Below are 25824 nucleotides of genomic sequence, written 5' to 3'. Positions count from 1 at the left end.
TTCTAATATTTATATAATTTACAGATAAGGTCAATATTAATATTAAATATAGTATTTTTATGGTAAAATGTATAATAGTAATAATATAAGGACGAGGAGAGATGCCAACGATGGGTTTTTTAGATAATTTATTTAATATGGCTGATAAAAGAGAATTAAAGAATTTTAATAAGATAGTTGATAAAATAGATCAACTTGAACCTAAATTTGAAGCAATGTCAGATCAAGAGCTTAAGGATATGACTAATATATTTAGAAATAGGTTAGAAGAAGGAGAAACAATAGATGATATATTACCAGAAGCATTTGCAGTGGTAAGAGAAGCATCTAGGAGAGTATTAGGATTAAGACATTATAGGGTACAACTTATAGGTGGTATAGTTCTTCATCAAGGAAGAATAGCGGAAATGAAGACTGGGGAAGGTAAAACCTTAGTTGCAACAGCACCAGTTTATTTAAATGCTCTTACAGGGAAAGGTGTGCATGTAGTTACTGTAAATGACTACCTAGCAAAGCGTGATAAAGAGCAAATGGGGAAAGTTTATGAATTTTTAGGACTTACTGTAGGGGTAATAGTTCACGGTCAAAATCCAACTGTTAGAAAAGCTCAGTATGAGTGTGATATAACTTATGGTACAAATAATGAATACGGGTTCGATTACTTAAAAGATAATATGGTAATACATAAAGAACAAAGAGTTCAAAGACCTTTAAACTATGCAATAGTTGATGAGGTTGACTCAATACTTATAGACGAAGCAAGAACTCCTCTTATAATATCAGGACCTGGGGATAAATCAACTCATTTATACTCAGATGCTAATACTTTTGTATTGACTTTAAGAGAAGGTGATTATGAATTAGATGAAAAGCAAAAAGCTGTATCTTTAACAGAATCGGGAATACAAAAAGCAGAAGTATATTTTAATGTTGAAAATATAACGGATATATCTCATACAGAATTATATCATCATATAAATCAAGCATTAAAAGCTCATGCTATAATGAAGCGTGATGTTGACTATGTATGTAAAGATGGAGAAATAGTTATAGTTGATGAATTCACAGGAAGACTTATGTTTGGTAGAAGATATTCGGAAGGATTACATCAAGCAATAGAGGCAAAAGAAGGATTAAGAATACAAAGAGAATCTAAAACATTAGCTACTATAACATTCCAAAACTATTTCAGAATGTACAATAAGTTATCGGGAATGACTGGAACTGCAAAAACAGAAGAAGAAGAATTTAAAGCTATATACAAAATGGATGTTGTACAAATTCCAACTAATAAAGGTATACAAAGAGAAGATTTAGCAGATTCTGTTTATAAAAATGAAAAAGGAAAGTTTAACGCAGTAGCTGAAGATATAATAGAAAGACATAAAAAGAAACAACCAGTGTTAGTAGGTACTGTATCTATAGAAAAATCAGAGTTATTATCTCAACTTTTAAAGAAAAGAGGAATAAAGCATGAAGTATTAAATGCTAAGCATCATGACAAAGAAGCTGAAATAATAGCACAAGCCGGTAGATTAGGGGCAGTTACTATAGCTACAAATATGGCAGGTCGTGGTACAGATATAGTTTTAGGTGGTAACCCTGTATTCTTAACTAAAAAAGAAATGAAAAGACTAGGATATACTGATGAAGTAATAAATAAAGTTGATTCACCTTTAGAAATTCAAAGAACAGAAGAGAATGAAGAGTTATTTAAAGCAAGAAGTGAATATGAAAACTTATATAATAAATTTAAATTAGAGTCAGAAGCTGAGCAACAAGAAGTTCTACAGGCTGGAGGTTTAGCTATAATAGGTACAGAGAGACATGAATCTCGTAGAATAGATAACCAGCTAAGAGGTCGTGCAGGACGTCAAGGAGACCCAGGTAGCTCAAGATTCTACATAGCATTAGATGATGATCTTATGAGATTATTCGGAAGCGAAAGAATACAAGGTGTGGTTGAAAAAATTGGCCTTGAAGAAGATATGCCAATAGAACATAAGATGTTAACAAAGTCTATAGAAACTGCTCAAAAGAAAGTAGAAGGAAAGAACTTTGGTATAAGAAAACATGTTCTTCAATATGATGATGTTATGAATAAGCAAAGAGAAATAATATACGCTGAAAGAAGTCGTGTATTAGAAGGTGAGAATTTAGATGAACAAATTCAAGCTATGATAAGATCTATAATTGAAGAATCTGTAGCTATAGCTACAAATGAAAATGGAGTAGATGAAGAAGTATTCAAAGCACATTTATATTCTATATTTATGCCAAAAGGAAGTATAGAAATAGAGAATTTTGCAAAACTTTCTAAAGAAGAGCTTGTAGAAAGGGTTTATGATATAGCTCATAAAATTTACTCAGCTAAAGAAGAACAAATTGGTTCAGAAAGAATGAGAGAGGTTGAAAGAGTTATACTTCTTCAATCTGTTGACAGTCATTGGATTGATCATATAGATGCAATGGATCAATTACGTCAAGGTATAGGACTTCGTGCTATAGGACAACAAGACCCTGTTGTTGCGTATAAAATGGAAGGTTTTGATATGTTTGATGATATGACTAAGCATATACAAGAAGATACAGTTAGATACTTATTTAATATAACTATAGAGCAACCTGTTGAAAGAAAACAAGTTATAGATGTAGATCATTTATCTTCAAGTGCAAGTGATGAGCCAGAAAATAAAACAGTTAAAAAAGAAGATCACACAGGAAGAAATGACTTATGCCCATGTGGAAGTGGTAAGAAGTATAAAAAATGTTGTGGAAGATAATTTTGGAGGTTTAAATGTTAAACATACAAGAGTATAGACATAGTATAGACAAAATGTCTTCAAATCTAAATGAAATGAGGGACTCTCTTTGACATTGCTTCATTGTTAGATAAAATTGAAAAAAATGAAGTTGAAATGAATAAACAAGAGTTTTGGAATGATAATGAAAAAGCTCAAAAAGTTATACAAGAGAATAAGGCTCTTAAAGATATAGTAGATGAGTTTAATAAACTTACTGAAAGATTAGAAGAAATAGAATTATTAATAGAAATTGGATTAGAAGAAAATGATGATTCCGTATGTAAAGAAATAGAAAGTAGTATAAGTAGTCTTGAAAAAGAGATAGATAATATGAGAATAAAAACTCTTCTAAGTGGTGAGTATGATAAAAATAATGCAATACTATCTATAAATGCAGGTACAGGAGGATTAGATGCTCAAGATTGGGCTCAGATGCTTCTTAGAATGTATATAAGATGGGGCGAAAGAAAAGGATATAAGGTAAAACTTTTAGATATACTTTCAGACCCAGAAGCTGGTATAAAAAGTGCTACTTTATTAATTGAAGGATTAAATGCTTATGGATACTTAAAAAGTGAAAAAGGTGTTCACCGTATAGTTAGAATATCTCCTTTTGATCCATCGGGAAAAAGACATACGTCTTTTGCATCTATAGATATTACACCAGAACTTGATGAGAATGTAGAAGTGGAAATAAATCAAAGTGACTTAAAAATAGATACTTATAGAGCTTCTGGTGCTGGTGGTCAGCATGTAAATACTACAGACTCAGCTGTAAGAATAACCCATATTCCAACTGGAGTTGTAGTTCAATGCCAAAATGAAAGATCACAGCATATGAATAAAGATAGAGCTATGAGAATGCTTATGGCAAAGCTTATAGAACTAAAAGAATTAGAGCAAAAAGAAAAAATAGAAGATATACAAGGTAAATATTCCCAAATAACTTGGGGCAGCCAAATAAGATCTTATGTATTCCAACCATATAAGATGGTAAAAGATCATAGAACTAATGCAGAAATGGGAAATGTCGATAGTGTTATGGATGGAAATATAGATTTATTTATAAACGAATATCTTAAAATGAATAAAAACAAACAATAATAAAAATAAGGCTTGAGAAGTTAATTCTTGAGCCTTATTTTAAACTGACAATTTTAATAAAGTTAAATTATAGAAAGAAGGAAGTATTGTGGATATAAATCAAATATTAAAAACAGAATTCAATTTAAAAGATGAACAAATACATAATACAATAAAATTGATAGATGAAGGAAACACTATACCATTTATAGCCAGATATAGAAAAGAAATGACTGGTGGGATGAGTGATGTTACTTTAAGAGAAGTAAATGATAGATTAACATATTTAAGAAACCTACAAAGTAGAAAAGAAGATGTAAGTAGAATAATAGAAGAGCAAGGTAAATTAACAGAAGAAATAACAAATAAAATTTTAAAAGCAAAAACACTTCAAGAAGTAGAAGATATATATGCTCCATTTAAGCAAAAGAAAAGAACAAGAGCTACTATCGCAAAAGAAAAAGGACTAGAGCCATTAGCACTGAGTATTTTAAATGAACAGGTACTTAATTTAGAGATAGAAGCTCAAAAATACATAAATGAAGAAAAAGAAGTTAGATCAGTAGAAGATGCTTTAAAGGGAGCAAAAGATATAATAGCAGAAATAGTTTCTGATGATGCAGATGTTAGAAAGTATATAAGAGAGCTTGCTTTAAAGGAAGGGATTTTAGTTTCAAAAAATTCTACAGACGAAAAATCGGTATATGATATGTACTATGATTATAGTGAAGGTGTTAAAAATATAGCTCCTCATAGAACATTAGCCATAAATAGAGGAGAAAAAGAAAATTTCTTAAAAGTAAAATTAGAAATAAACAATGATAAGGTGATAAATCATATTATAAATAAATATATAAATAAAGAAAATTCATCTAATAAAGAAGAAATAGTACAAGCAATAGAAGATTCATATAAGAGATTGATTTTTCCTTCTATAGAAAGAGAAGTTAGAAATAGCCTTACAGAAGCAGCGGAGGAAAGAGCTATAAATGTGTTTGGGCAAAATGTAAAAAGCTTATTACTTCAACCACCAGTTAAAGGTAAGGTTGTAATAGGATTTGACCCAGGATTTAGAACAGGATGTAAGGTTGCTGTAGTTGATAAGAATGGTAAGTTTTTAGATTATGCAACAGTTTATCCAACAGAGCCTAAAAATGATGTGGAAGGAACTAAGAAAAAGCTAAAAGAATTTATAGATAAATATGATGTAGATATAATAGCTATAGGTAATGGAACTGCATCAAGAGAGTCTGAGAGTATAATATCTGATTTGATAAAGGAAATAGATAAGGAAGTTCAATATGTAATAGTAAGTGAAGCAGGAGCATCTGTTTACTCTGCATCAGAGCTTGCTAATGAAGAACATCCAGACGTTGATGTCTCTATTAGAGGTGCAATATCTATAGGTAGAAGATTACAAGATCCGCTAGCAGAGCTTGTTAAAATAGATCCAAAGAGCATAGGTGTTGGTCAATATCAACATGACTTAAATCAAAAAAGACTAGAGGGTGTATTAGATGGAGTAGTTGAAGACTCAGTTAATAGTGTAGGATTAGATTTAAATACAGCATCTTATTCTTTACTTGAGCATATTGCCGGTATAAGCAAAACTATAGCTAAAAATATAATAGCTTATAGAGAAGAAAATGGTGACTTTACATCAAGAGCTCAGCTGAAAAAAGTAAAAAGATTAGGACCTCAAGCTTTTACTCAATGTGCAGGATTTATGAGAATATCAAATGGTAAAAATCCATTAGATAACACAGGTGTACATCCAGAAAGCTATGATATATGTAAAAAAATGCTTGAAATGATAGGATATTCTTTAGAAGATGTAAAAAATAGAAATATACAAGATATTGATAAAAGAGTAGAAAAGATAGGTATAATGGAATTAAGTAAGAAATTAGAAGTAGGGGAAATTACTTTAAAAGATATAATAGCTGAAATTAAAAAGCCAGGTAGAGACCCGAGAGAAGAAGGAATTAAACCTATAATTAGAACAGATGTATTAAAGATAGAGGATATTGAGGAAGGAATGGTTCTAAAAGGAACTGTACGTAATGTAGTAGATTTTGGTGCTTTTGTTGATATCGGAATAAAAAATGATGGTTTGGTTCACAAATCTCAAATGAGTAATAAATTTGTTAAAGATCCTATGGATGTAGTTACGGTAGGAGACGTAGTTGATGTGAAGGTCATAGGAATTGACTTAGACAAGAATAGAGTTTCTTTATCAATGAAGATGTAAGAATCTCTAGGAGGAGGTTGAAATGATATTTATAAAAAATGGAATTATAAACACAATAACAAATGGTGTGTTTAAAGGTAATATTCTTATAGAAGGAAAAAAAATCTTAGAAATAGGTAAAGAAATAGAAGCTCCCTTAGATGTTGAGATCATAGATGCAGAAGGTAAATATGTATTTCCTGGATTTATAGATGCTCATACACATTTAGGGTTATGGGAAGATGGAATGGGATTTGAAGGTGCTGATGGAAATGAAGAAACAGACCCAATAACACCACAGCTAAATCCAATAGACGGAATAAACCCAATGGATAGAACTTTTGAAGAAGCTGTTCAAGGTGGTATAACAGCAGTTTGTACAACACCAGGTAGTGCAAATGTAATGGGTGGAGAATGTATAGCTATAAAAACTTATGGTAGAAGAATAGATAATATGGTTATAAAAAATCCTGTTGCTTCAAAAATCGCTTTTGGTGAAAATCCAAAAAGCTGTTATGGAAGAGATGAAAAAACTCCTCAAACTAGAATGGCTATAGCATCCTTAATAAGGGAAAATCTTAAAAAAGCAGAGGAATACTTAGAAGAAATTGAGTTATATGAAGAACATGAGGATCACGATAGACCAGAATACGATATAAAAATGGAAAGCTTAATACCAGTACTTAGAAAAGAAATACCATTTAAAGTTCATGCTCATAGAGCAGATGACATGTTTACAGCTATAAGAATAGCTAAAGAATTTGATTTAAAACTTACTTTAGATCACTGTACAGAAGGTCATCTTATAGTTGAAGAATTGGTTGAAGAAGGATATCCAGTTATAGTTGGACCATCTTTATCAGAAAGATCTAAGATAGAACTTAGAAATTTAACTTTCGATACTGCAGGAATTTTATCAAATGCTGGAGCACAGGTTTCTTTAATGACTGATCATCCTGTTATACCTGTACAATATCTTCCTATGTGTGCAGGAATAGCTGTTAAGCATGGAATGAAAAAGGAAAAAGCTATAGAAGCGATAACTATAAATCCTGCAAAAACTTTAGGGATACAAGATAGAGTAGGATCTTTAGAAGTTGGAAAAGATGCAGATATAGTTATATGGGATGGATGTCCTTTAGAAATACAAAGTAATGTATTATTTACTATAATAGATGGGAAAATAGTTTATAAGAGAGCTTAGTTCTTTACAAAATAAGAGTTTTTTATAAAGTAATATTTTTATATTCTTTAAGATTGACAGTAAGGAAAAATTTAACTACTATATAAGTATAAATTAAATAGAAATTTAAAATCTTCGGGGCAGGGTGAAATTCCCTACCGGCGGTTATAGCCCGCGAGCTACCTTGTGTAGCATGATTTGGTGAGATTCCAAAGCCGACAGTAAAGTCTGGATGAGAGAAGATGGTTAAAAGCGAATACTTAAAATTAAGCAATATACTTAATATTAATTAGTATTCAAACTATATCCATAAAAACAAGCTCGAAGAATTATTCTTCGAGTTTTTTATTTCCGAGTTTTTTATTTCTAATTTATTTAAATTTTTATTTAAATATATTGGGAGGTAATATTTTATGCAAGGAACAATTAAAAATAACAAGTCAATGTCTGTAAAAACTTTAGCTAAAATAGGTATACTAGCAGCAGTAGCCTATATACTTATGTTTATATCGGTGCCATTACCTATATTTCCAAGTTTCCTAAAGTTAGATGTATCAGATATACCAGCAATATTCGGCGGAATGGCGATGGGACCTTTAGCTGGATTTATAATAGCACTTATAAAGAATTTACTTCAAATAGGAGTCAGTGTTACTGGTGGAGTAGGAGAAATAGCAAATGCAATTATAAGTGGAACTTATGTAGTTATAATATCTTATCTTTATAAAAGAAGAAGCAATTTTAAAGGTGTAATACTAGGCGCTATATTAGGAACTATAGGCATGACTATTATGGGATGTGTATTAAATTATTTTGTGGTAACTCCAATATATGGTCAAGTAGTCGGTAGTTTAGACGCAGTAATAGCAATGGGAAGTGCAATAAATCCAAGAATACATGATTTATTTACATTTGTAATTTGGGTATACGCTCCATTTAATATAATTAAAGCTATAGTAATGACAATATGTGTTTTACCACTATACAAAAAGGTGAATGGAATACTTAAAAAATAAAAAATCTAAATATAAGAGGTTCATGGATTTAATTCATAGACCTCTTTTTTTATGAAAGCTTATAATATATGATATAAGTTAATTTTGTTGTCTAAAATTTTGATTAAAGTTAATTATTATAATATAATAATATTTATCGAATTAATAAATATTTAGAAATATAATGGAGATGAAGTCATGGTTAAAATATATTTGGACGGAGAAGAACAAACTAAAGAAATAGGATATAGATTAGGAAAATTACTTACACCAGGAAGTGTGATTTGTTTAATAGGAGACTTAGGAGCAGGGAAAACTACTATGACTCAAAGCTTAGCAAAAGCTATTGGTGTCGACGATTATATAACTAGTCCTACTTTTACAATAGTAAATGAATATGAAGGAAATATGCCTTTATACCATTTTGATGTTTATAGAATCGGAAGTAGTGAAGAAATGTATGATATTGGGTATGATGAATATATAAACTCAGATGGTTTGTGTATAATAGAATGGGCTAATTTAATAGAAGATATACTTCCTGATGAGTATTTAGATATAGAATTAATTTATAAAGATATGGGAAGAGAAATGATATTAAAACCAGTTGGAGAAAAATATAAAAAAATCGTTGAGGAGCTGACAAAATAATGAAAATACTAGGTATAGATACATCTTCAAATGCATCGAGCGTTGCTGTAATTGAAGATAATAAATTAATATGCGAATATACTGTAAATACAAAAACAACACATTCTCAAAAGCTTATGCCAATGATAGAAAATATGCTATCAATGAGTGATATAAATATAAAAGATATAGATGCTATAGCAATATGTATAGGACCAGGGTCGTTTACAGGACTAAGAATAGGTATGGCTACAGCTAAAGCAATATCACATGTAAATAATTTACCTATAATAGGAGTGAATTCACTAGAAATATTAGGTGGAAATATGAATCTTTGTGATAAGAAGATATGTTCTATACTAGATGCACAAAGAAATCAGGTTTATACTGGAAGATATAAATTTGAAAATGGAAACATAGTTGAAATACAACCAGTAGATGTAGTTGAAATAGAAAATTTATTAGAAGAAATATCTAAGGATAACGAAGAGTGGATTTTAGTTGGAGAAGCTGTTTATAAGTATGAAGATAGAATAAAAGAAATAAAAAATATAAGAGTGCCAGCTCCATCACACAATGTAACAAAAGCAAGTAGCTTATGTTCTATCGCTAAAGAAAAATATAATAAAAATATAGATGTTCATAATTGTTACGATATAAATCCAATGTATATAAGAAAATCTCAAGCAGAAGTTCAATACGAAGAGAAAATGAAGAGGTTAGAAAATGGTAAATAATCTTGTAATAGAAGAAATGAAGGTCGATGATATTGACGGAGTTTTCGAAGTAGAGAAAAATTGCTTTGAAGATTATTGGTCAAAGGATTCATTTAAAAAAGAGCTATCTAATAATTTAGCAAAATACCTTGTTGCAAAAGTAGATGGTAAAGTAGCAGGATATGTTGGTATATGGTTTGTAGTAGATGAAGGTCATATAACAAATGTAGCAGTACATGAAGATTATAGAGGTCAAAAAATCGGAGACCAATTAATAAAGGAATTAGTACAAGTTTGCAAAGATAATAATATAGTATCAATGACATTAGAAGTAAGAACTTCAAATACAGTTGCTCAAAATTTATATAGAAAATACGGATTCAAGATGGCTGGAATTAGGAAGGAATATTATAGTAATAATAAAGAAGATGCCATAATAATGTGGAATGATATAAAAGAGGTGTAAAAATGAAAGATATAATAACATTATCTATAGAAAGTAGTTGTGATGAGACATCAGCGGCCATACTAAAAAATGGTAGAGAAGTTTTATCAAATATAATATCTACTCAAATAGAAACACATAAAAAATTCGGTGGAGTTGTTCCAGAAGTGGCATCAAGAAAACACATAGAAAGTATTGATGAAGTTGTTCAAGAAGCTTTAGATGAAGCAAAGTTAAGTTTTAAAGATATAGATCATATAGCAGTTACTTATGGTCCAGGGTTAGCAGGAGCTTTACTAGTAGGATTATCTCATGCTAAAGCTTTAGCATATACATTAGATATACCTTTGGTTGGAGTAAATCACATAGAAGGTCATGTAAGTGCAAATTATATAGAACATAAAGATTTAAAGCCACCATTTATAACATTAATAGTATCAGGTGGACATACACATTTAGTTGAAGTAAAGGACTATGGTAAATATGAAATTTTAGGAAGAACAAGAGATGATGCATCTGGAGAAGCATTTGATAAAATAGCAAGAGCTATGGGACTTGGATATCCAGGTGGACCTATAATAGATAAATTAGCTAAATTGGGAAATAAGAATGCTATAGAGTTCCCTAGAGCTAATATGGATGAAGAATATGATTTTAGTTTTAGTGGATTAAAATCAGCTGTACTAAATTACCTAAATGCTAAGAAAATGAAAAATGAAGAAATCATAGTCGAAGATGTTGCAGCATCTTTCCAAGAAGCTGTTGTAGAAGTGTTATCAACAAAAGCTATAAAAGCTGCTTTAGACAAAAACTACAAAACAATAACTTTAGCAGGTGGAGTAGCATGTAACTCAGCTCTTAGAGAAAAAATAACAGAAATAGCTAAACATCATGATATAGAAATTAAATATCCATCTCTAGTTTTATGTACAGATAATGCTGCAATGATAGGTTGTGCTGGATACTATAGTTATATAAATGGAAGAAGAGATGATATGGCACTAAATGCTGTACCAAACCTAAAAATAGGACAAAAATAAAAATATATTATTTTTATATTAGTTTGTTAGTGTAAGGAAAAAATAAAAAATCACCCCATTTGCAGAATTTTCTCATCTGCATGGAGTGATTTTTTATTTTGACGAGTTTCGTTAATATATCAACTAAACCATTTCTTTTACTAAATTTGTAGCCCATTTTTTTGATAATGCTCTAGGTACTCCAAAGATAAATTTAGCAATTTCCTCAGTATAAGTAATCAACACTAAAATAAATATAGGAGCTCCTTTTATAGCTGCTAAGAATGTTAGTGGGATAGATACTATCCACATGCATCCAAGCTCTAAAAATAATGAGTACTTAGTATCTCCACCACTTCTAAGCACACCTATTACTATAAATGTATTAAATGATTTTAAAGCCATTAATAGACCCATTATAATAAATATTTTTACAATATCAGGAGATAAAGCTTCTGATACATTAAATATTTTTAGCAATAAAGGAATATTAATTATTAATAAAAGTCCAAATAATAATCCCGTTAAAGATACTAATACAGAGAACTTTTTAGAATAAGATATTGCCTTATCTATATTATCAGCACCTAATTCATTTCCAAGCATAATAGCAGCACCATTTGCCACACAGACAGAAGTCATAATAAAGAAATTTCCTGTACTTGTAGCAATTTGGCTTGCTGCAATAGCAGAAGTACCAGCTTGAGAGTAAGCAACAGAATATAATACAGTTCCAAATGCCCATAAGCTGTCATTTAGTAAAATAGGTAAACTTTTAGCTATAAAAGTTTTTAAAAAATCTACTTTTATTCTTTTTATATCTGACAGCTTGAATCTTAATATATAATCTCTTTTTATAAAATAAACATAAGAAACTATTAATACTAATTCTAATACTCTAGCTATAACTGTAGCGATTGCAGCACCTTTAACACCTAGAGCAGGTAGACCTAAATTACCTAATATAAGTCCATAATTCAGCACAATATTCGTTCCTAAAGCTATGGTACTACAAATCATACCTAACTTAGGATTTCTAACTCCTCTTGCACCCATACTAAACACTGTACTTAATGCGATTACTGGATATGAAAATGCAATAATACTAAAATACTGAATACATAGTTTCACAACTTCTGGATCATGTGAGAATATATTTATTATTAGTTTTGGCATTAATAGAGCTGGAATAAAAAATAAGCAGCTTATTATAAATGCTAAAATGACACTTAAACCAGTAACACTTCTTATATTATTTACATCTTTTTTACCAAAGAACTGAGATATAAAAATGCCAGCTCCACCTGTTATACCATATAAAGTCATGTTGAATAGAAAGAAGAATTGATTAGCAACGCCTATAGATGCTACAGCAGATTCTCCTAAACTACTTATCATAACTGTATCTACTACATTGACAGAAGATGAAATTAAATTCTGAACAATAATAGGGATACAAAGTGAAAATAATAATTTATAGAAATTTTTATTTTCTTTATCTAATTTAAACAATCTTTGCAAATAATCACCTCTTTATAAATTTTTATTTTTAAAAACAACATAGAAATAGATATTTTAGATAAGTTAAATCAAATCTAAAATGTTAAACCAGTTGTTCCCATTCCTCATAAAGAGATTCGAGATTATTTTCAAGAGATGATTTTTCTTGGCTAACTTCTCTTGCTCTTTCTGGGTTAGAGTATACTTCTTCTTGGCAAAGTAAAATATCTAATTCTTCGATTTTAGACTCAGTAGCCTCAATCTCTTTTTCTAAATTTTGTCTTTTAATTCTATTTTTCTTTTCTATTTCTCTTTGTTCTCTTTCTTTTCTTTTTTCTTCTTTTAGTTGCGTTTTAGTTTTTTCTTCCTTATTATCTTCTTGTATAAGGTTTATTTCTTGAGCTTGTCTTTTCTTAAACATATAGTAATCGTAATTTCCAAGATATTCAGTTATACCATTTTCATCTAAAACTAAAATTTTATCTACAACAGTATTTAAGAAGTATCTATCGTGAGATATAGTGAATATTGTTCCTGTATAGCTTGATAAAGCTTCCTCAAGAACTTCTTTAGAATCTATATCTAAGTGATTAGTAGGTTCATCAAGAAGTAAAAAGTTAGCATTTGAAAGTATTAATTTAAGTATAGCAACTCTCGCCCTTTCTCCACCACTTAAAGTAGAGATTTTCTTAAATACTTCCTCATCTTCAAATAAAAATGCACCGAGCATACTTCTTATCTGAGTTTGAGTTAAATGCTTATTATCATTCCATATTTCGTCTATAATAGTATTATTTAAATCTAATGTTTTTTGTTCTTGATGGAAGTAAGACACATTCACATTAGTTCCTAAGAGTACAGTACCATTTAGAGGTACTATTTCATTCATAATAATTTTAAATAAAGTAGATTTACCGATACCATTAGCCCCAATAAGAGCAACTTTTTCTCCTCTATAAATATCTAAATTTAAATCTTTAAATAAAATTCTATTTTCATAACCCATAGATACATCTCTTACTTGAAGTACATCATTCCCACTAACAATCGAAGGATTGAATTCTATTCGTGCTTTTTTTCTGTAGGCCTCAGGTTTATCTAATACCTCGATTTTATCTAAAGCTTTTTCTTTACTACGAGCTCTTTTTAAATGTTTTTCACGACCATATGCTTTTAATCTTTCTATAGATTCTTCTTGTTTCTTTAAATCTTTTTGCTGGTCTTCATATTTTTTTAACTCTAATTCTTTTTCAATCTTTGATAGTTCTAAGAATTTAGAGTAGTTTCCATTATAAGTTTTTAATTTTTTATTATGAATTTCAAAGGTTCTAGTAACCACTTGGTCTAAAAAATATCTATCATGAGAAATTAACATGACAGTACCTTTATACTGCTTTAAAAATAATTCTAACCACTCGATAGCTTCAGAATCTAAGTGATTAGTAGGCTCGTCAAGCATTAATAAGGTAGGCTTTTTTAAAAGTAACTTACCTAAAAGTATTCTTGTTTTCTCTCCTCCAGATAGAATACCTATAGGTTTATCTAAATCTTCATCACTAAATCCTAAACCTTTTAAAACACCCCTTGCCTCAGATTTGTAACCATATCCGTTTTTATCTGCAAATAGTTCTAGCTTATGAGAATATTCATTCATAAGTTTATCTAAATCAGTAGAGTTTGATTTTGTACTCTCATCAGCTATTTTTAATTCTAAATTTCTTAAATAGGCTTCCATATCTATTAAATCTCTGAAAACCTCAAGAACTTCATCTAAAATTGTATTTTCAGAGTGAAAATTCATGTTTTGTTCTAAATATCCAATTTCACAATCTTTAGATGTATATATATCTCCGCTATCATATCCATAAGCTCCTGAGATTATCTTAAATAAAGTAGTCTTGCCAGTACCGTTAATTCCGATTATACCGATCTTATCTCCTTCATTTACAGTAAATGATACATCTTCTAGTATAGAATCTATCCCAAAACTTTTATTTAAGTTATTACATGACAGAACGATCATAAATTTTATACCTCCTTAAACTACCTAAAATTATAATGTTTTGATATAATATAATCAAGGATATATAAGATGTTTTAAAAAAAGAAACACTTTAGGAGAATATTTAAATAAAAGTTAAGCAATTAGGAGGTGAAGCTGTGGGTAATAAAAATATATCTATGGCAGTAATTAGAAGACTACCAAAGTATTATAGATATCTAGGAGATTTATTAGATAAGGATATACAAAGAATCTCATCTAAAGAATTAAGCGATATAATAGGATTTACAGCATCGCAAATAAGGCAAGATTTAAATAACTTTGGTGGGTTTGGTCAACAAGGATACGGATATAATGTAGATGCTCTTCACAAAGAAATAGGAAAGATACTAGGTTTAGAAACAAAGTATAATGCAATATTAATTGGAGCCGGTAACCTAGGTCAAGCAATAGCAAATTACTCAGGTTTTAGAAAAGCTGGATTTGAAATTAAAGCATTATTTGACGCAAACCCAAGAATGATAGGACTAAAAATAAGGGAGTTTGAAGTATTAGATTCTGAACAAATAGAAGAATTTATAAAAGAAAATAATGTTGATATAGCAATAATGTGTATTCCTAAACAAGGTGGCCAAGAATTAGCAGACAGGCTAGTAAGTGCTGGAATAAAGGGAATTTGGAACTTTGCACCATTAGATTTAGATGTACCACCATCAGTAATAGTAGAAAATGTAAATTTAACAGAAAGCCTATTTACATTATCATATTTAATGAACGCAGAAAATTAAGATACTATAATATAAAGTTAAGTTAAAAAATATATTATTAAAATGAAGAAAAGGTCAGAAGACAAAAGTCTTGTGGCTTTTTTATTTATATATGAATATAATCTTAATCAAAAAATATAGGATTACTATCATAATTTAAGTATGATAGTAATCCTATATTTTTTGATATGAGTTGATCGATATAATATATAAATTATATTTACTACTCAGCTTGTTGTGGAGCATCTACTGGACAAACAGAAGCACAAGATCCACATTCAATGCATTCATCAGCATTTATAACGTATCTTTCATCTCCTTCAGATATACATTCAACTGGACATTCATCAGCACAAGCACCACAGCTTATGCAAGCATCACTTATTGTGTAAGCCATATCAAAAATTCCCCCTTTTTATCTAATCACTATTACAATTATTATATCAAAATCACTATAGATTAACAAATAAAATAGTTCTACATAATACTGTTTGTTACGACAAGACAATGTTTTCCTAAATTAAATTTAATTATAAAATTTTAATAAAAATATTTAATTAAAAATACAATAACTATAAATAAAAAGAGATTATGTTAAAATTTTAATTATGATAAATCAAATATCATTCCTAAAATATAGTAAAAATAATACTTATAATAAATACTTATAGGGAAGCTTTTAATATCATGTGATTTAAAAATTTTACAGCAAAACTATATCATTAAACCATAATATAGTTTAGGATTTATGAGAAATAATAAATGAACATCTAATTCTTAGAGAAGATTAGTTTTTGTTTTAAAAATAATGTCGAATTAATTACTGATATATAATCTTATACTAATTTAAAGTGTTAGTATATTAAAGATGAATTAATCTGTTATACTCATCATACTAGAGACATAAAATATATTACTAAAAATTTTTAAAATACATATAAATTGATATAAGGGGGATTAATTATGGAAGGGAAAACTTTAGATGTATTTGAAATTGCTAAATCACAAGTTAAAACAGCGTGTGATAAGCTAGGATTAGATTCTGCAGTATACGAGATATTAAAAAATCCGATGAGATTTTTAGAGGTTTCTTTCCCTGTAAAAATGGATGATGGAACAATAAAATCATTTACAGGATATAGATCTCAACATAATAATGCATGTGGACCTTTTAAGGGCGGAATTAGATTCCATCCTAATGTTACTATGGATGAAGTTAAGGCTTTATCAACTTGGATGACATTTAAATGTGGAGTAGTTGGTATACCTTATGGAGGTGGAAAAGGTGGTATAGCTATTGATCCAAAAGAATACTCCAAAGGTGAGTTAGAGCGAATTTCTAGAGGTTATGTAGCTGCTATAGCTCCTATAATTGGCGAGAAAGAGGATATACCTGCACCTGATGTTAATACAAATGGAGAAATAATGTCTTGGATGGTAGACGAATATTCTAAGTTAACAGGTAAATTTCAACCTGGTACATTTACAGGAAAACCAGTAGATTTTTATGGTTCTTTAGCAAGAAGTGAGGCAACTGGATACGGGATAGCTTTGATGGCCATGGAAGCTGCTAAAAAATTAGGAATAAATTTAAATAATGTTACGGTGGCTCTTCAAGGATGTGGCAATGTTGGTAGCTATGCTGGAAAATACATAACTGAATTTGGAGCTAAAGTTATAATAGTAGGGGATCATAAAGGTACAATATATAATAAAGATGGTATAGATATGGAATCGCTTATTGAATATACAAATAAATATATGACTATAGTAGGTTTTCCAGGTGCAGATCCTATAGATCAGAATGTTTTAACTGCAGAAGTAGATATTTTAATGCCTTGTGCTTTAGAAAATCAATTAACTTCGTTAAATGCAGAAGATGTAAAAGCTAAGATAATATGTGAAGGAGCAAATGGTCCTACTACACCTAAAGCTGATGAAATATTTAATAAAAATAATATAGTTGTAGTACCTGATATATTAGCTAATAGCGGTGGAGTGACAGTATCTTATTTTGAGTGGGTACAAAATTTGATGAGATATACATGGTCATTTGAAGAAGTTCAAGAAAAACAAAAAATATTAATGAAAAATGCATTTGAAGAAATTTGGTCTTTATCTAAAGAATATAATGTTAATCTAAGAACAGCAGCATATATGATGTCGATAAAAAGAGTTGATATGGCAATGAAAAGAAGAGGTTGGTATTAAGATATACCTATAAAATAATGAATTAATAAAAATAAATGGTAGATAGAAAGCTATAGTTAAATATATATATGATAAACAATTCGGACCTTCAAGGGATGTTAACAAAGATAGAAAGCTATAGTTAAATATATATTCTTTCTATTTATCATTTATTTTTTTATTTATATAAAATAATTATTTTTTGTCATAAAAAGGTATAAAAAAACGAAGAAGTTATAAATTTCTTTACTTCTTCCGCTTGTTAAGATATAATTTAATTAAAACAAATTTGGATAAAATAGTAAATTTTAATATACTAAGAAAAATATCTTATACAAGATGTAAATTTTATTTGTTTCGCTAACATAATAATACTATAAAAAGTAATAGAATAAATTACAAAGTAGTTACAAATTTACGACAATCTTGTGTATTAGTATTTTATCCTTGCATTTATAGTGAATTTTAGGAGGAAGTATATATGAAGAGAAAAATATTAGTACCTATGTTTGCATCAGTAATGGCGTTAACTATGAATACATTAGCAAATGCTGATGAAGTTAAAAATACTGAAAATATAGAAGAAAAGGCTAGCCAAGGGGCTATTGAACTAGATAAATATAAAGAAAGTACATATAAACAAGCAAAAGTAAAAGACGGTGTAGCTGTAAAGGTAAGAAGTGAAGGTGAAGTTAAACTTGTAGCTTATACAGGAGACAATTTTAAAGTTACAGGAACTCAAGGAGAATGGGTTGAAGTAGAATTAGAAAGTGGAAAAGGATGGATTCCGGCAAGATTTGTTGATGTAGAATCAGCACCAGCATTTGTAACTGAAGAGAAAGTTAATTTCAGAAAAGAAGCTAATACGGATTCAGATATAATATCAGAATTAGCTAAAGGCGATAAATTAAAAGTTTTAGAAGTTGAAGAGAACTGGGTAAAAGTTAAAAATGGAGATGAGGAAGGTTATGTAAGTGCTAAATACTTATCAGATGAGGAACCTGTTATAGAAGAGGTAGTAGTAGAGCAATCATCTGAAGTAACACAAACTAATGAATCTTCAAATGCTAATACATCTCAAAAAAATAATACGTCAAGTAATAGTACATCAAGCAATAGTACATCAAATAAAACAGAGCAAAGCGATGTACCTGCAGCTAATACTTCTTTAGCTCAAGCTGTAGTTAACTTAGCTTATTCTAAGATAGGATCTCCATACGTATGGGGAGCAGAAGGTCCTAATAGTTTTGACTGTTCAGGTTTGACTTCTTATGTATATAAGAATGCAGCTGGAATATCTATACCAAGATCATCTTCTGCACAAGCAGGATACGGTAAAACTGTAAGTAAATCAGACTTACAGCCAGGAGATTTAGTATTCTTTGGAAGTGGAAGTGTAAGTCATGTTGGTATATACATTGGTGGAGGTAATATGATACATTCTCCAAAGCCAGGTGACTCAGTAAAAATAACAAGCATAAACTCATCTTACTATTCAGGTAGATTCATAACTGCAAAAAGAGTTTTATAATAACTTAAAATACAATAAATTAATATTATTATAAAAGGACACTACACTTATACAAAAAATAAAGATAGTGTCCTCTTTAATTGCCAAAATATATTAAGAAATTATAGTTAAATATATTCAATTTAAGGTAAAAATTTAACGATAAATTGTCATATTATATTGACAGAAATTTATAAAAATGATAACCTAACTTAAAGAATAAAATACTTTTAATTTTAGTCCAGAGAGGCTAAAAAAGGAGGAAATAATAAAATGTTAAAAGGAAGAAGTTTAATCCAACCAGAAGACTTTTCTGTTGAAGAAATAGATGAAATATTAGAATTATCTCAAAAAATAATTGACAATCCGTCAAAGTATTCCCGTATATGTGAAGGTAGATTAATGGCTACATTATTTTATGAGCCATCAACAAGAACAAGATTAAGTTTTGAAGCAGCAATGAAAAGATTAGGTGGACAAGTAATAGGCTTTTCAGAACCTAACTCATCATCAGTAGCAAAAGGAGAATCTCTAGGAGATACAATTAGAACTGTATCAAACTATGTAGATTTAATAGTTATGAGACATCCACAATTTGGAGCAGCAAATGAAGCTATCAAATATGCAGAAGTACCTTTTATAAATGCGGGAGATGGAGGAAATCAACATCCAACTCAAACACTTACCGATTTACTTACAATAAAATCCCTTAAAGGAAATTTAGAAAATCATACAATTGGTCTATGTGGAGACTTAAAAAATGGAAGAACAGTACATTCTTTAGTCAAAGCTATGGCTAGATATAAAAATACTAAGTTTGTATTTATATCACCTGATGAACTTAAAATGCCAGACTATATAAAAGAGGCAATAGAAGGTCATGAATATCACGAAACTAATAATCTAGATGAAGTTATAGGTAAATTAGACGTATTATATATGACTAGAGTTCAACAAGAAAGATTTGAAAATAAAGCTGAGTATGAAAGATTAAAAGATTACTACATACTAAACAAAGAAAAACTTAACAATGCTAAACATGACATGTTAATTATGCATCCATTACCAAGAGTAAATGAAATAGACACTGATGTAGATGATGATAAAAGAGCAGTTTACTTTAAACAAGCTAAGTTTGGAATGTTCGTAAGAATGGCTTTAATAACAAAACTTTTAGAGGTGAATTTAGAGGTGAGTACAAATGAAAGATATGTTATTTAGAAATGTAAGAATTGTAGATGCTAATAAGGACTTTAAGAAAGATTTACTTGTATCAAATGGTGTGATTTCAAAAATAGATCAAAATATAGAAGTAAAAAGTGAAAGTATAAATATAATAGATGGAAATGGATATGTATTAATGCCTTCTTTCATAGATTTACATACACATTTAAGAGATCCAGGACTAACTCATAAGGAAGATTTAGAAACAGGTCAGATGGCAGCTTTAAAAGGTGGGTTCACAGTACTTTGCCCAATGGCAAATACAAAGCCAGTTTGTGATAATAAAGAAGTTATGGAATATGTACTTAATAAAGCTAAAGAATTAGACTTATGTGATATAAAACAAGTATGTGCAATAACTAAAGACTTAGATGGACAAGAAATAATAGATATACCATCAATGAGAAAATATACAGAATTATTCTCTGATGATGGATATACATTATTCAATGAGGAAATAATGGAAGAAGCTTTAAAATTATCTTCAGAACTAAATTTTAAAGTTTTAACTCATTGTCAGCCTGAGTATGAAATAGTTTCAAGAGACTTAAAAATTCTAAAAAGAGTAGGCGGAAATTTACACATATGCCATATAAGCTTAGAAGATACTTTAAACGAAATTAAAAAGTATAAGGATGATGGATATAAGTTTACTTGTGAAGTTGGACCACATCATATATATGGATATGGATTAGATTATAAAGTAAATCCATCATTTGCCGAAGAAAAAGACATGAAAGCTTTAATAGATGGAATTAAAGATGGTTATATAGATATGATTGGAACAGATCATGCTCCTCATACTGAAGATGATAAAAAGAACGGTTCTCCTGGAATATCTAATATAGAAGTAGCTTTTGCAATGGTTAACAAAGTATTTAAAGAAAATAATATATCTTTAAATAAATTAAGTGAAATGATGAGTGCAAATCCTGCAAAACTTCTTGGATTAAATCAAGGATTAATAGAAGAAGGATTAAGAGCAGATTTGGTTTTAATAGATGAAAATGAAGAATCTTTAATAGATACAAGTAAGTTTGTATCTAAAGGTAAGAATAATCCTTTCAATAATCAAAAGATTATAGGAAAGGTAATAATGACAATAAGAGATGGTAGAATAGCTTATAAAGCAGAGGGGGATATGTAATGTATAAAGTTCTAGAAAATAGATATGTAGGAGAAGATATGTATCTAATGAGAGTAGAAGGAAACTTCAAGGGCGAAATGGGTCAATTCTATATGCTAAGAGCTTGGGATACATATCCATTACTTTCAAGACCAATAAGCATACATGATATAGATGAAAATAGTATAAGTTTTTTATACAAAGTGTTTGGAGAAGGGACTCAGATACTTTCTAAATTAAAGGCAGGAGATACTATAAAGCTAGAAGGTCCATATGGAAATGGATATGAAAAAGTTGAAGGAAAAGTTGCATTAGTAGGTGGGGGAATCGGAGTAGCTCCATTATACTTAGTTGCTAAAAATATAGAAAACTGTGATGCTTACCTTGGATTTAGAAATGAAGCTATATTAATGGATGAGTATAAAGAAGTATGTAAGGAAGTTCATGTAGCTACAGGAAATACTTTTGTAACAGATATATTAGACGTAGAAAAATACGATTATATATTAACTTGTGGGCCGACACCTATGATGGAAAAGCTAGTTAAGATGGTAGAAGGAACAAATACAAAAATAATGGTATCTCTAGAAAATCATATGGCATGTGGAGTAGGTGCGTGCTTAGTTTGTACTTGTAAAACTGCATTTGGAAATAAAAAGACTTGTAAAGATGGACCAGTATTTTGGGGAGAGGACGTGATTTTCTAATGGCTAATTTAAATGTTAAGTTTGGAAATATAGATTTTAAAAATCCAGTAGTTATGGCATCAGGAACTTTTGGATTTGGAAAAGAATATAATGAAATTTATGATATACAAAAATTAGGCGGAGTAAGTAGTAAAGGACTTACATTAAATAAAAGACCGGGAAATGAAGGAATGAGAGTTTGGGAAACACCATCAGGAATGATGAACAGCGTTGGTCTTGAAAACCCTGGTGTACAAGGATTTATAGACAATGAATTACAATTTTTCAAAGAGCTAGATTTTGTGAGAATAGCTAATGTTGGTGGTGGAACATTAGATGATTATATAGAAGGTGTTAAGTTATTAAATGACCAACCAATAGACATGATAGAACTTAATATATCTTGCCCAAATGTAAAAGCAGGGGGAATGGCATTCGGAATAAAAAATGAAGTAGCTAGAGAAGTCGTAAGAGCAGTAAGAAAAGTTACAAATTTACCATTAGTAGTAAAATTATCACCAAATGCTGAAGATATAGTTGGTATGGCTAAAGTATGTGAAGAAGAAGGAGCAGATGGTATTTCATTAGTAAATACTTTTAAAGCAATGGCAATTGACATAAATAAAAGAAAGCCAGTATTTGAAAATGTATATGCAGGATTATCAGGGCCTGCTATAAAACCAATAGCACTTAGAATGGTTCATGAAGTATGCAAAGCTGTAAACATACCAGTAATGGGAATGGGTGGAATAACAACTTGGCAAGATGCTATAGAGTTTATTATGGCAGGTGCAACATGTATACAAGTTGGGACTGCAAATTTTATTAATCCTAAAATAGGTCTTGATATAATAACTGGAATAGAAAGCTATATGGATAGAGAAGGTATAAAAAGTTTAGATGAAATAAGAGGAATATTATAAATAATTAAAATACATAGACAATTTAATTTGGAGGAGAATATTATGAGTAAAGTAGATGTAGTAGAAATATTAAAGAAAAGTGATGCATTATTAGAAGGACATTTCTTATTATCTTCAGGAAAACATAGTAACAGATATGTACAATGTGCAAAGGTATTAAGATTTCCACAATATGCAGAACAAGTTTTAAGTACAGTTGTTGAACAAATAAAAGATTTAGATATAGATTTAGTAGTTGGACCAGCTATGGGTGGAGTTATAGTTTCTTATGAATTAGGAAGACAATTAAACAAAGAAACAGTATTTACTGAAAGAAAAGATGGAGTAATGGAATTAAGAAGAGGATTTGAAGTTAAGCCAGGAGCTAAAATAATAATAGCTGAAGATGTTGTTACAACTGGTAAATCAACTATAGAAACAAAAGAAGCCTTAGAAAAATTAGGAGGAGAAGTTATAGGTGTTGCTTGTATAGCAAATAGAACTTCTAAAGATATAGGAATGCCTATATACAGTGCTATAAAACTTGAAATAGAAGTACATGAAGCTGATGAGTGTCCTTTATGTAAAGAAGGAAAAATAGAATTAGTTAAACCAGGAAGTAGAGAATTTAAAGAAATAGGAATGTAATTTTTATAAAATAGATAGTTAATAAAAAACCGTGATATGAATCACGGTTTTTTATTTTAAAAATATTAAGACTATAATGTTGCACAATATAACTTTAGTTCTCTAAGGAATAAATGTGTTATATCAGAAACATTAACATCCTTTGGAAGAATATATGAAAAATTACGTGTGAATGTATTATCTAATTCTATAATTGATATCTCATTACTTTCTACAGCTGATTGTGCTATAAATTTTGAAATGATACTTATTCCAAGACGATTTTTTACTGACTCTTTTACTGCATAGTTACTACCTACAATCATAATATTTTTAGGTAGTATTTTATATTTACTTAAAAATAAATCTAAGTATTCTCTAGTTCCAGAGCCATTCTCTCTAACTATCCATCTTTTATTTTGGAGCATGCTAACTTGGACTTCATCAGTAGATACAATCTTAGGATCATATGGCAAAGCTAATGATAATTTATCTTTTAAAAAATATCCTTTATTAAAATGAGAGTCATTAAAATTACCTTCAATTAACCCTAAATCTAATATAAAATTTCTTATATCAGAGCAAACTGATGAAGTATTTTCTATAAAAATCTCTACATTTATATCTGGATATTTTTCAGAAAATATAGATAAGAATTTTGGTAAAATATAATCTCCAATAGTAGAGCTTGCACCGATTTTTATAGTACCCGTAATACTATGAGAATTATTACTGATTTCTTTATAAGTGACATCCATTAAATTAAGGATTTCTTTAGCTCTTTTATATAAGATATATCCCTTTTCAGTAATAAATATATTTTTTTGCTTAATAGATCTATTTATTAAAGTTACACCAAAATGATTTTCTAAATTTTTTATGTGTGTACTAACTGTTGGTTGGGATAAATTGAGATGATTACCTGCCTTTGTGAAGTTTTTAAAGTCTACAACTGAAATAAAAGTTTTAAATTCTTCCAACAAAATTAAACACCCCTTGTAAATTTATTTTATATGTTTAAGTATACATCAATCATAGAAAAAAGCAATGGTATGTATTATATATATTTATTTTACTTATGATTGTTAAAGGTATATACTAAATTATAGGAAAAAAATGGTATAAAGGGGAAAATCATATGAATAAATATAATAATGGATTTATAAAGAAGATAAAAGACATATTACCTGGTCTTATAGTTTCTACATTAGTTGCATGTGTTAGTATGATTATTGCAACGTTTGTTCCGAAACTTGGAGCAGCATCTATAGCGATATTTTTAGGTATGTTTGTAGGGAATTTATTTTTAAATCAAGATATATTTCAAAAAGGGTATAAGTTCTCAGAATCAGATTTATTATCATACTCAATCGTATTACTAGGAGCAACATTAAGTGTATCGACTATATCTGAAATAGGAATCTCAGGTGTAGCGTTCATAATATTACAAATGTCAATAACGATAACAGGGGTATTATATATAGGCAAAAAGTTAGGATTTACAGATAATTTTAGATATATGATGGCCAGTGGAAATGCTGTATGTGGATCATCTGCAATAGGAGCTACAGCACCTATAATTGAAGCTGATGACAAAGAAAAAGGAATAGCAATAACTATTGTAAATGTAACTGGTATAGTTCTTATGTTTTTATTACCAGTAATAACTAAGTTTCTATATAGTCATGAACTTATTCAAACATCTGCAATGATAGGTGGAACATTACAATCAATAGGGCAAGTTGTAGCAAGTGGGGCAATGGTAAATGAATATACAAAAGATTTATCTACAATATTTAAAATTGTACGTATAATGTTTTTAGTAGTGGTAGTATTTATCTTAGGTCATTTAAAGCATAAATCTAATAAAGAAATGCTACAAGAGGAAGTACAAGATATAGAAAAGGGAAAAATAAAGATTCCATGGTATGTAGTAGGATTCTTTATAACTTGTGCTTTATTTTCTTTAAATATAATAAGCAATGATGTTTCAATTATTTGTAAAGAAATAAGTAATAAATTTGAAATAATAGCTTTAGCAGCTATAGGATTAAAAGTTAACGTAAAAGATTTAATAAGACAAGGAAAATCAGTATCATTGTACGGATTATTTGTAGGATCATTACAAATAGTTTCAGCAACAATATTAATTGGGATTTTATTATAGTTAAATGTATAAAAAGCA

At 29.3% G+C, this 25824-nt stretch carries 22 protein-coding genes and 1 riboswitch; of the genes, 18 read left to right on the top strand and 4 right to left on the bottom strand.

Annotated features, from left to right (window positions below; all coding sequences use genetic code 11):
* Positions 1-110: 110 nt before the first annotated feature.
* The 9 genes from secA (at position 111) to tsaD (ending at position 11126) form a co-directional block, all read left to right on the top strand.
* Positions 111-2783 (top strand): preprotein translocase subunit SecA, encoded by a 2673-nt coding sequence (gene secA, locus HF520_RS12435; protein WP_168574326.1) that lies wholly within the window; start codon positions 111-113, stop codon positions 2781-2783.
* A 14-nt stretch (positions 2784-2797) separates the two neighbouring features.
* Positions 2798-3908 (top strand): peptide chain release factor 2 gene (gene prfB, locus HF520_RS12430; protein WP_442970710.1). Its coding sequence is split into 2 segments (ribosomal slippage): positions 2798-2872 and positions 2874-3908, totalling 1110 coding nucleotides; the frame shifts between segments, so codons are not numbered across the junction.
* Between the two features lie 88 nt (positions 3909-3996).
* A complete protein-coding gene (locus HF520_RS12425) occupies positions 3997-6138 on the top strand; it encodes a Tex family protein (protein WP_168574325.1) in 2142 nt (713 codons plus the stop codon).
* Positions 6139-6160: 22 nt separating this feature from the next.
* Complete coding sequence (locus HF520_RS12420; protein ID WP_168574324.1) at positions 6161-7321, top strand: amidohydrolase; 1161 nt, start codon at positions 6161-6163, stop codon at positions 7319-7321.
* A 106-nt stretch (positions 7322-7427) separates the two neighbouring features.
* Positions 7428-7548, top strand: a riboswitch (FMN riboswitch).
* Positions 7549-7713: 165 nt separating this feature from the next.
* The gene (locus tag HF520_RS12415; RefSeq protein WP_168574323.1) at positions 7714-8316 is read left to right on the top strand and encodes an ECF transporter S component; all 603 of its coding nucleotides are present in this window, start codon (positions 7714-7716) and stop codon (positions 8314-8316) included.
* Positions 8317-8493: 177 nt separating this feature from the next.
* Positions 8494-8946: a tRNA (adenosine(37)-N6)-threonylcarbamoyltransferase complex ATPase subunit type 1 TsaE gene (tsaE, locus tag HF520_RS12410; RefSeq protein ID WP_168574322.1), complete on the top strand. Its 453-nt coding sequence runs from the start codon at positions 8494-8496 to the stop codon at positions 8944-8946.
* Positions 8946-9662: a tRNA (adenosine(37)-N6)-threonylcarbamoyltransferase complex dimerization subunit type 1 TsaB gene (gene tsaB, locus HF520_RS12405; RefSeq protein WP_168574321.1), complete on the top strand. Its 717-nt coding sequence runs from the start codon at positions 8946-8948 to the stop codon at positions 9660-9662. Before tsaE ends, tsaB begins: the two co-directional genes overlap by 1 nt.
* Positions 9652-10107 carry a ribosomal protein S18-alanine N-acetyltransferase gene (rimI, locus tag HF520_RS12400; protein ID WP_243155152.1) on the top strand — a complete coding sequence of 152 codons (456 nt, stop codon included), beginning with the start codon at positions 9652-9654 and terminating at the stop codon, positions 10105-10107. The genes tsaB and rimI overlap by 11 nt, the downstream gene beginning before the upstream one ends.
* A 2-nt stretch (positions 10108-10109) precedes the next feature.
* A complete protein-coding gene (gene tsaD, locus HF520_RS12395; RefSeq protein WP_168574320.1) occupies positions 10110-11126 on the top strand; it encodes a tRNA (adenosine(37)-N6)-threonylcarbamoyltransferase complex transferase subunit TsaD in 1017 nt (338 codons plus the stop codon).
* Between the two features lie 123 nt (positions 11127-11249).
* Here tsaD and HF520_RS12390 read toward each other — a convergent pair whose 3' ends face one another.
* The gene (locus HF520_RS12390; protein ID WP_168574319.1) at positions 11250-12626 is read right to left on the bottom strand and encodes an MATE family efflux transporter; all 1377 of its coding nucleotides are present in this window, start codon (positions 12624-12626) and stop codon (positions 11250-11252) included.
* Positions 12627-12708: 82 nt separating this feature from the next.
* Entirely contained in the window at positions 12709-14628 is a 1920-nt protein-coding gene (abc-f, locus tag HF520_RS12385) for a ribosomal protection-like ABC-F family protein (protein ID WP_168574318.1), read from the bottom strand.
* A gap of 137 nt (positions 14629-14765) precedes the next feature.
* Between abc-f and HF520_RS12380 the strand changes: the two genes are divergently transcribed.
* Positions 14766-15395 carry a redox-sensing transcriptional repressor Rex gene (locus HF520_RS12380; protein WP_168574317.1) on the top strand — a complete coding sequence of 210 codons (630 nt, stop codon included), beginning with the start codon at positions 14766-14768 and terminating at the stop codon, positions 15393-15395.
* 202 nt (positions 15396-15597) lie between these two features.
* Here HF520_RS12380 and HF520_RS12375 read toward each other — a convergent pair whose 3' ends face one another.
* On the bottom strand, positions 15598-15771 hold the full coding sequence (locus HF520_RS12375) for a DUF362 domain-containing protein (protein ID WP_168574316.1): 174 nt from the start codon (positions 15769-15771) through the stop codon (positions 15598-15600).
* Between the two features lie 566 nt (positions 15772-16337).
* Here HF520_RS12375 and HF520_RS12370 point away from each other — a divergent pair.
* The 7 genes from HF520_RS12370 (at position 16338) to pyrE (ending at position 23660) form a co-directional block, all read left to right on the top strand.
* Positions 16338-17585, top strand: a complete 1248-nt coding sequence (locus tag HF520_RS12370) for a Glu/Leu/Phe/Val family dehydrogenase (protein ID WP_168574315.1) — start codon at positions 16338-16340, stop codon at positions 17583-17585.
* Between the two features lie 460 nt (positions 17586-18045).
* Entirely contained in the window at positions 18046-19095 is a 1050-nt protein-coding gene (locus HF520_RS12365; protein WP_168574314.1) for a C40 family peptidase, read from the top strand.
* A 252-nt stretch (positions 19096-19347) separates the two neighbouring features.
* Entirely contained in the window at positions 19348-20295 is a 948-nt protein-coding gene (gene pyrB / locus HF520_RS12360; protein ID WP_168574313.1) for an aspartate carbamoyltransferase, read from the top strand.
* A complete protein-coding gene (locus tag HF520_RS12355) occupies positions 20276-21445 on the top strand; it encodes a dihydroorotase (RefSeq protein ID WP_168574312.1) in 1170 nt (389 codons plus the stop codon). The genes pyrB and HF520_RS12355 overlap by 20 nt, the downstream gene beginning before the upstream one ends.
* Positions 21445-22131, top strand: coding sequence for a dihydroorotate dehydrogenase electron transfer subunit (locus HF520_RS12350; protein WP_168574311.1), 687 nt, complete (start codon positions 21445-21447; stop codon positions 22129-22131). Before HF520_RS12355 ends, HF520_RS12350 begins: the two co-directional genes overlap by 1 nt.
* Complete coding sequence (locus HF520_RS12345) at positions 22131-23033, top strand: dihydroorotate dehydrogenase (RefSeq protein WP_168574310.1); 903 nt, start codon at positions 22131-22133, stop codon at positions 23031-23033. The genes HF520_RS12350 and HF520_RS12345 overlap by 1 nt, the downstream gene beginning before the upstream one ends.
* Before the next feature lie 42 nt (positions 23034-23075).
* A complete protein-coding gene (gene pyrE, locus HF520_RS12340; RefSeq protein ID WP_168574309.1) occupies positions 23076-23660 on the top strand; it encodes an orotate phosphoribosyltransferase in 585 nt (194 codons plus the stop codon).
* Between the two features lie 71 nt (positions 23661-23731).
* On the opposite strand, the gene HF520_RS12335 is transcribed toward pyrE, so the two are convergent.
* Positions 23732-24622 (bottom strand): LysR family transcriptional regulator, encoded by an 891-nt coding sequence (locus HF520_RS12335; RefSeq protein WP_168574308.1) that lies wholly within the window; start codon positions 24620-24622, stop codon positions 23732-23734.
* Between the two features lie 155 nt (positions 24623-24777).
* Between HF520_RS12335 and HF520_RS12330 the strand changes: the two genes are divergently transcribed.
* On the top strand, positions 24778-25806 hold the full coding sequence (locus HF520_RS12330) for a YeiH family protein (protein WP_168574307.1): 1029 nt from the start codon (positions 24778-24780) through the stop codon (positions 25804-25806).
* Positions 25807-25824 lie beyond the last annotated feature (18 nt).

Origin of the sequence: Romboutsia sp. CE17 (assembly GCF_012317385.1) — a bacterium.
GTDB lineage: Bacteria > Bacillota > Clostridia > Peptostreptococcales > Peptostreptococcaceae > Romboutsia_E.
Note: the sequence above shows the minus strand (reverse complement) of the source record. Positions and strands in the feature narration are given on the sequence as shown.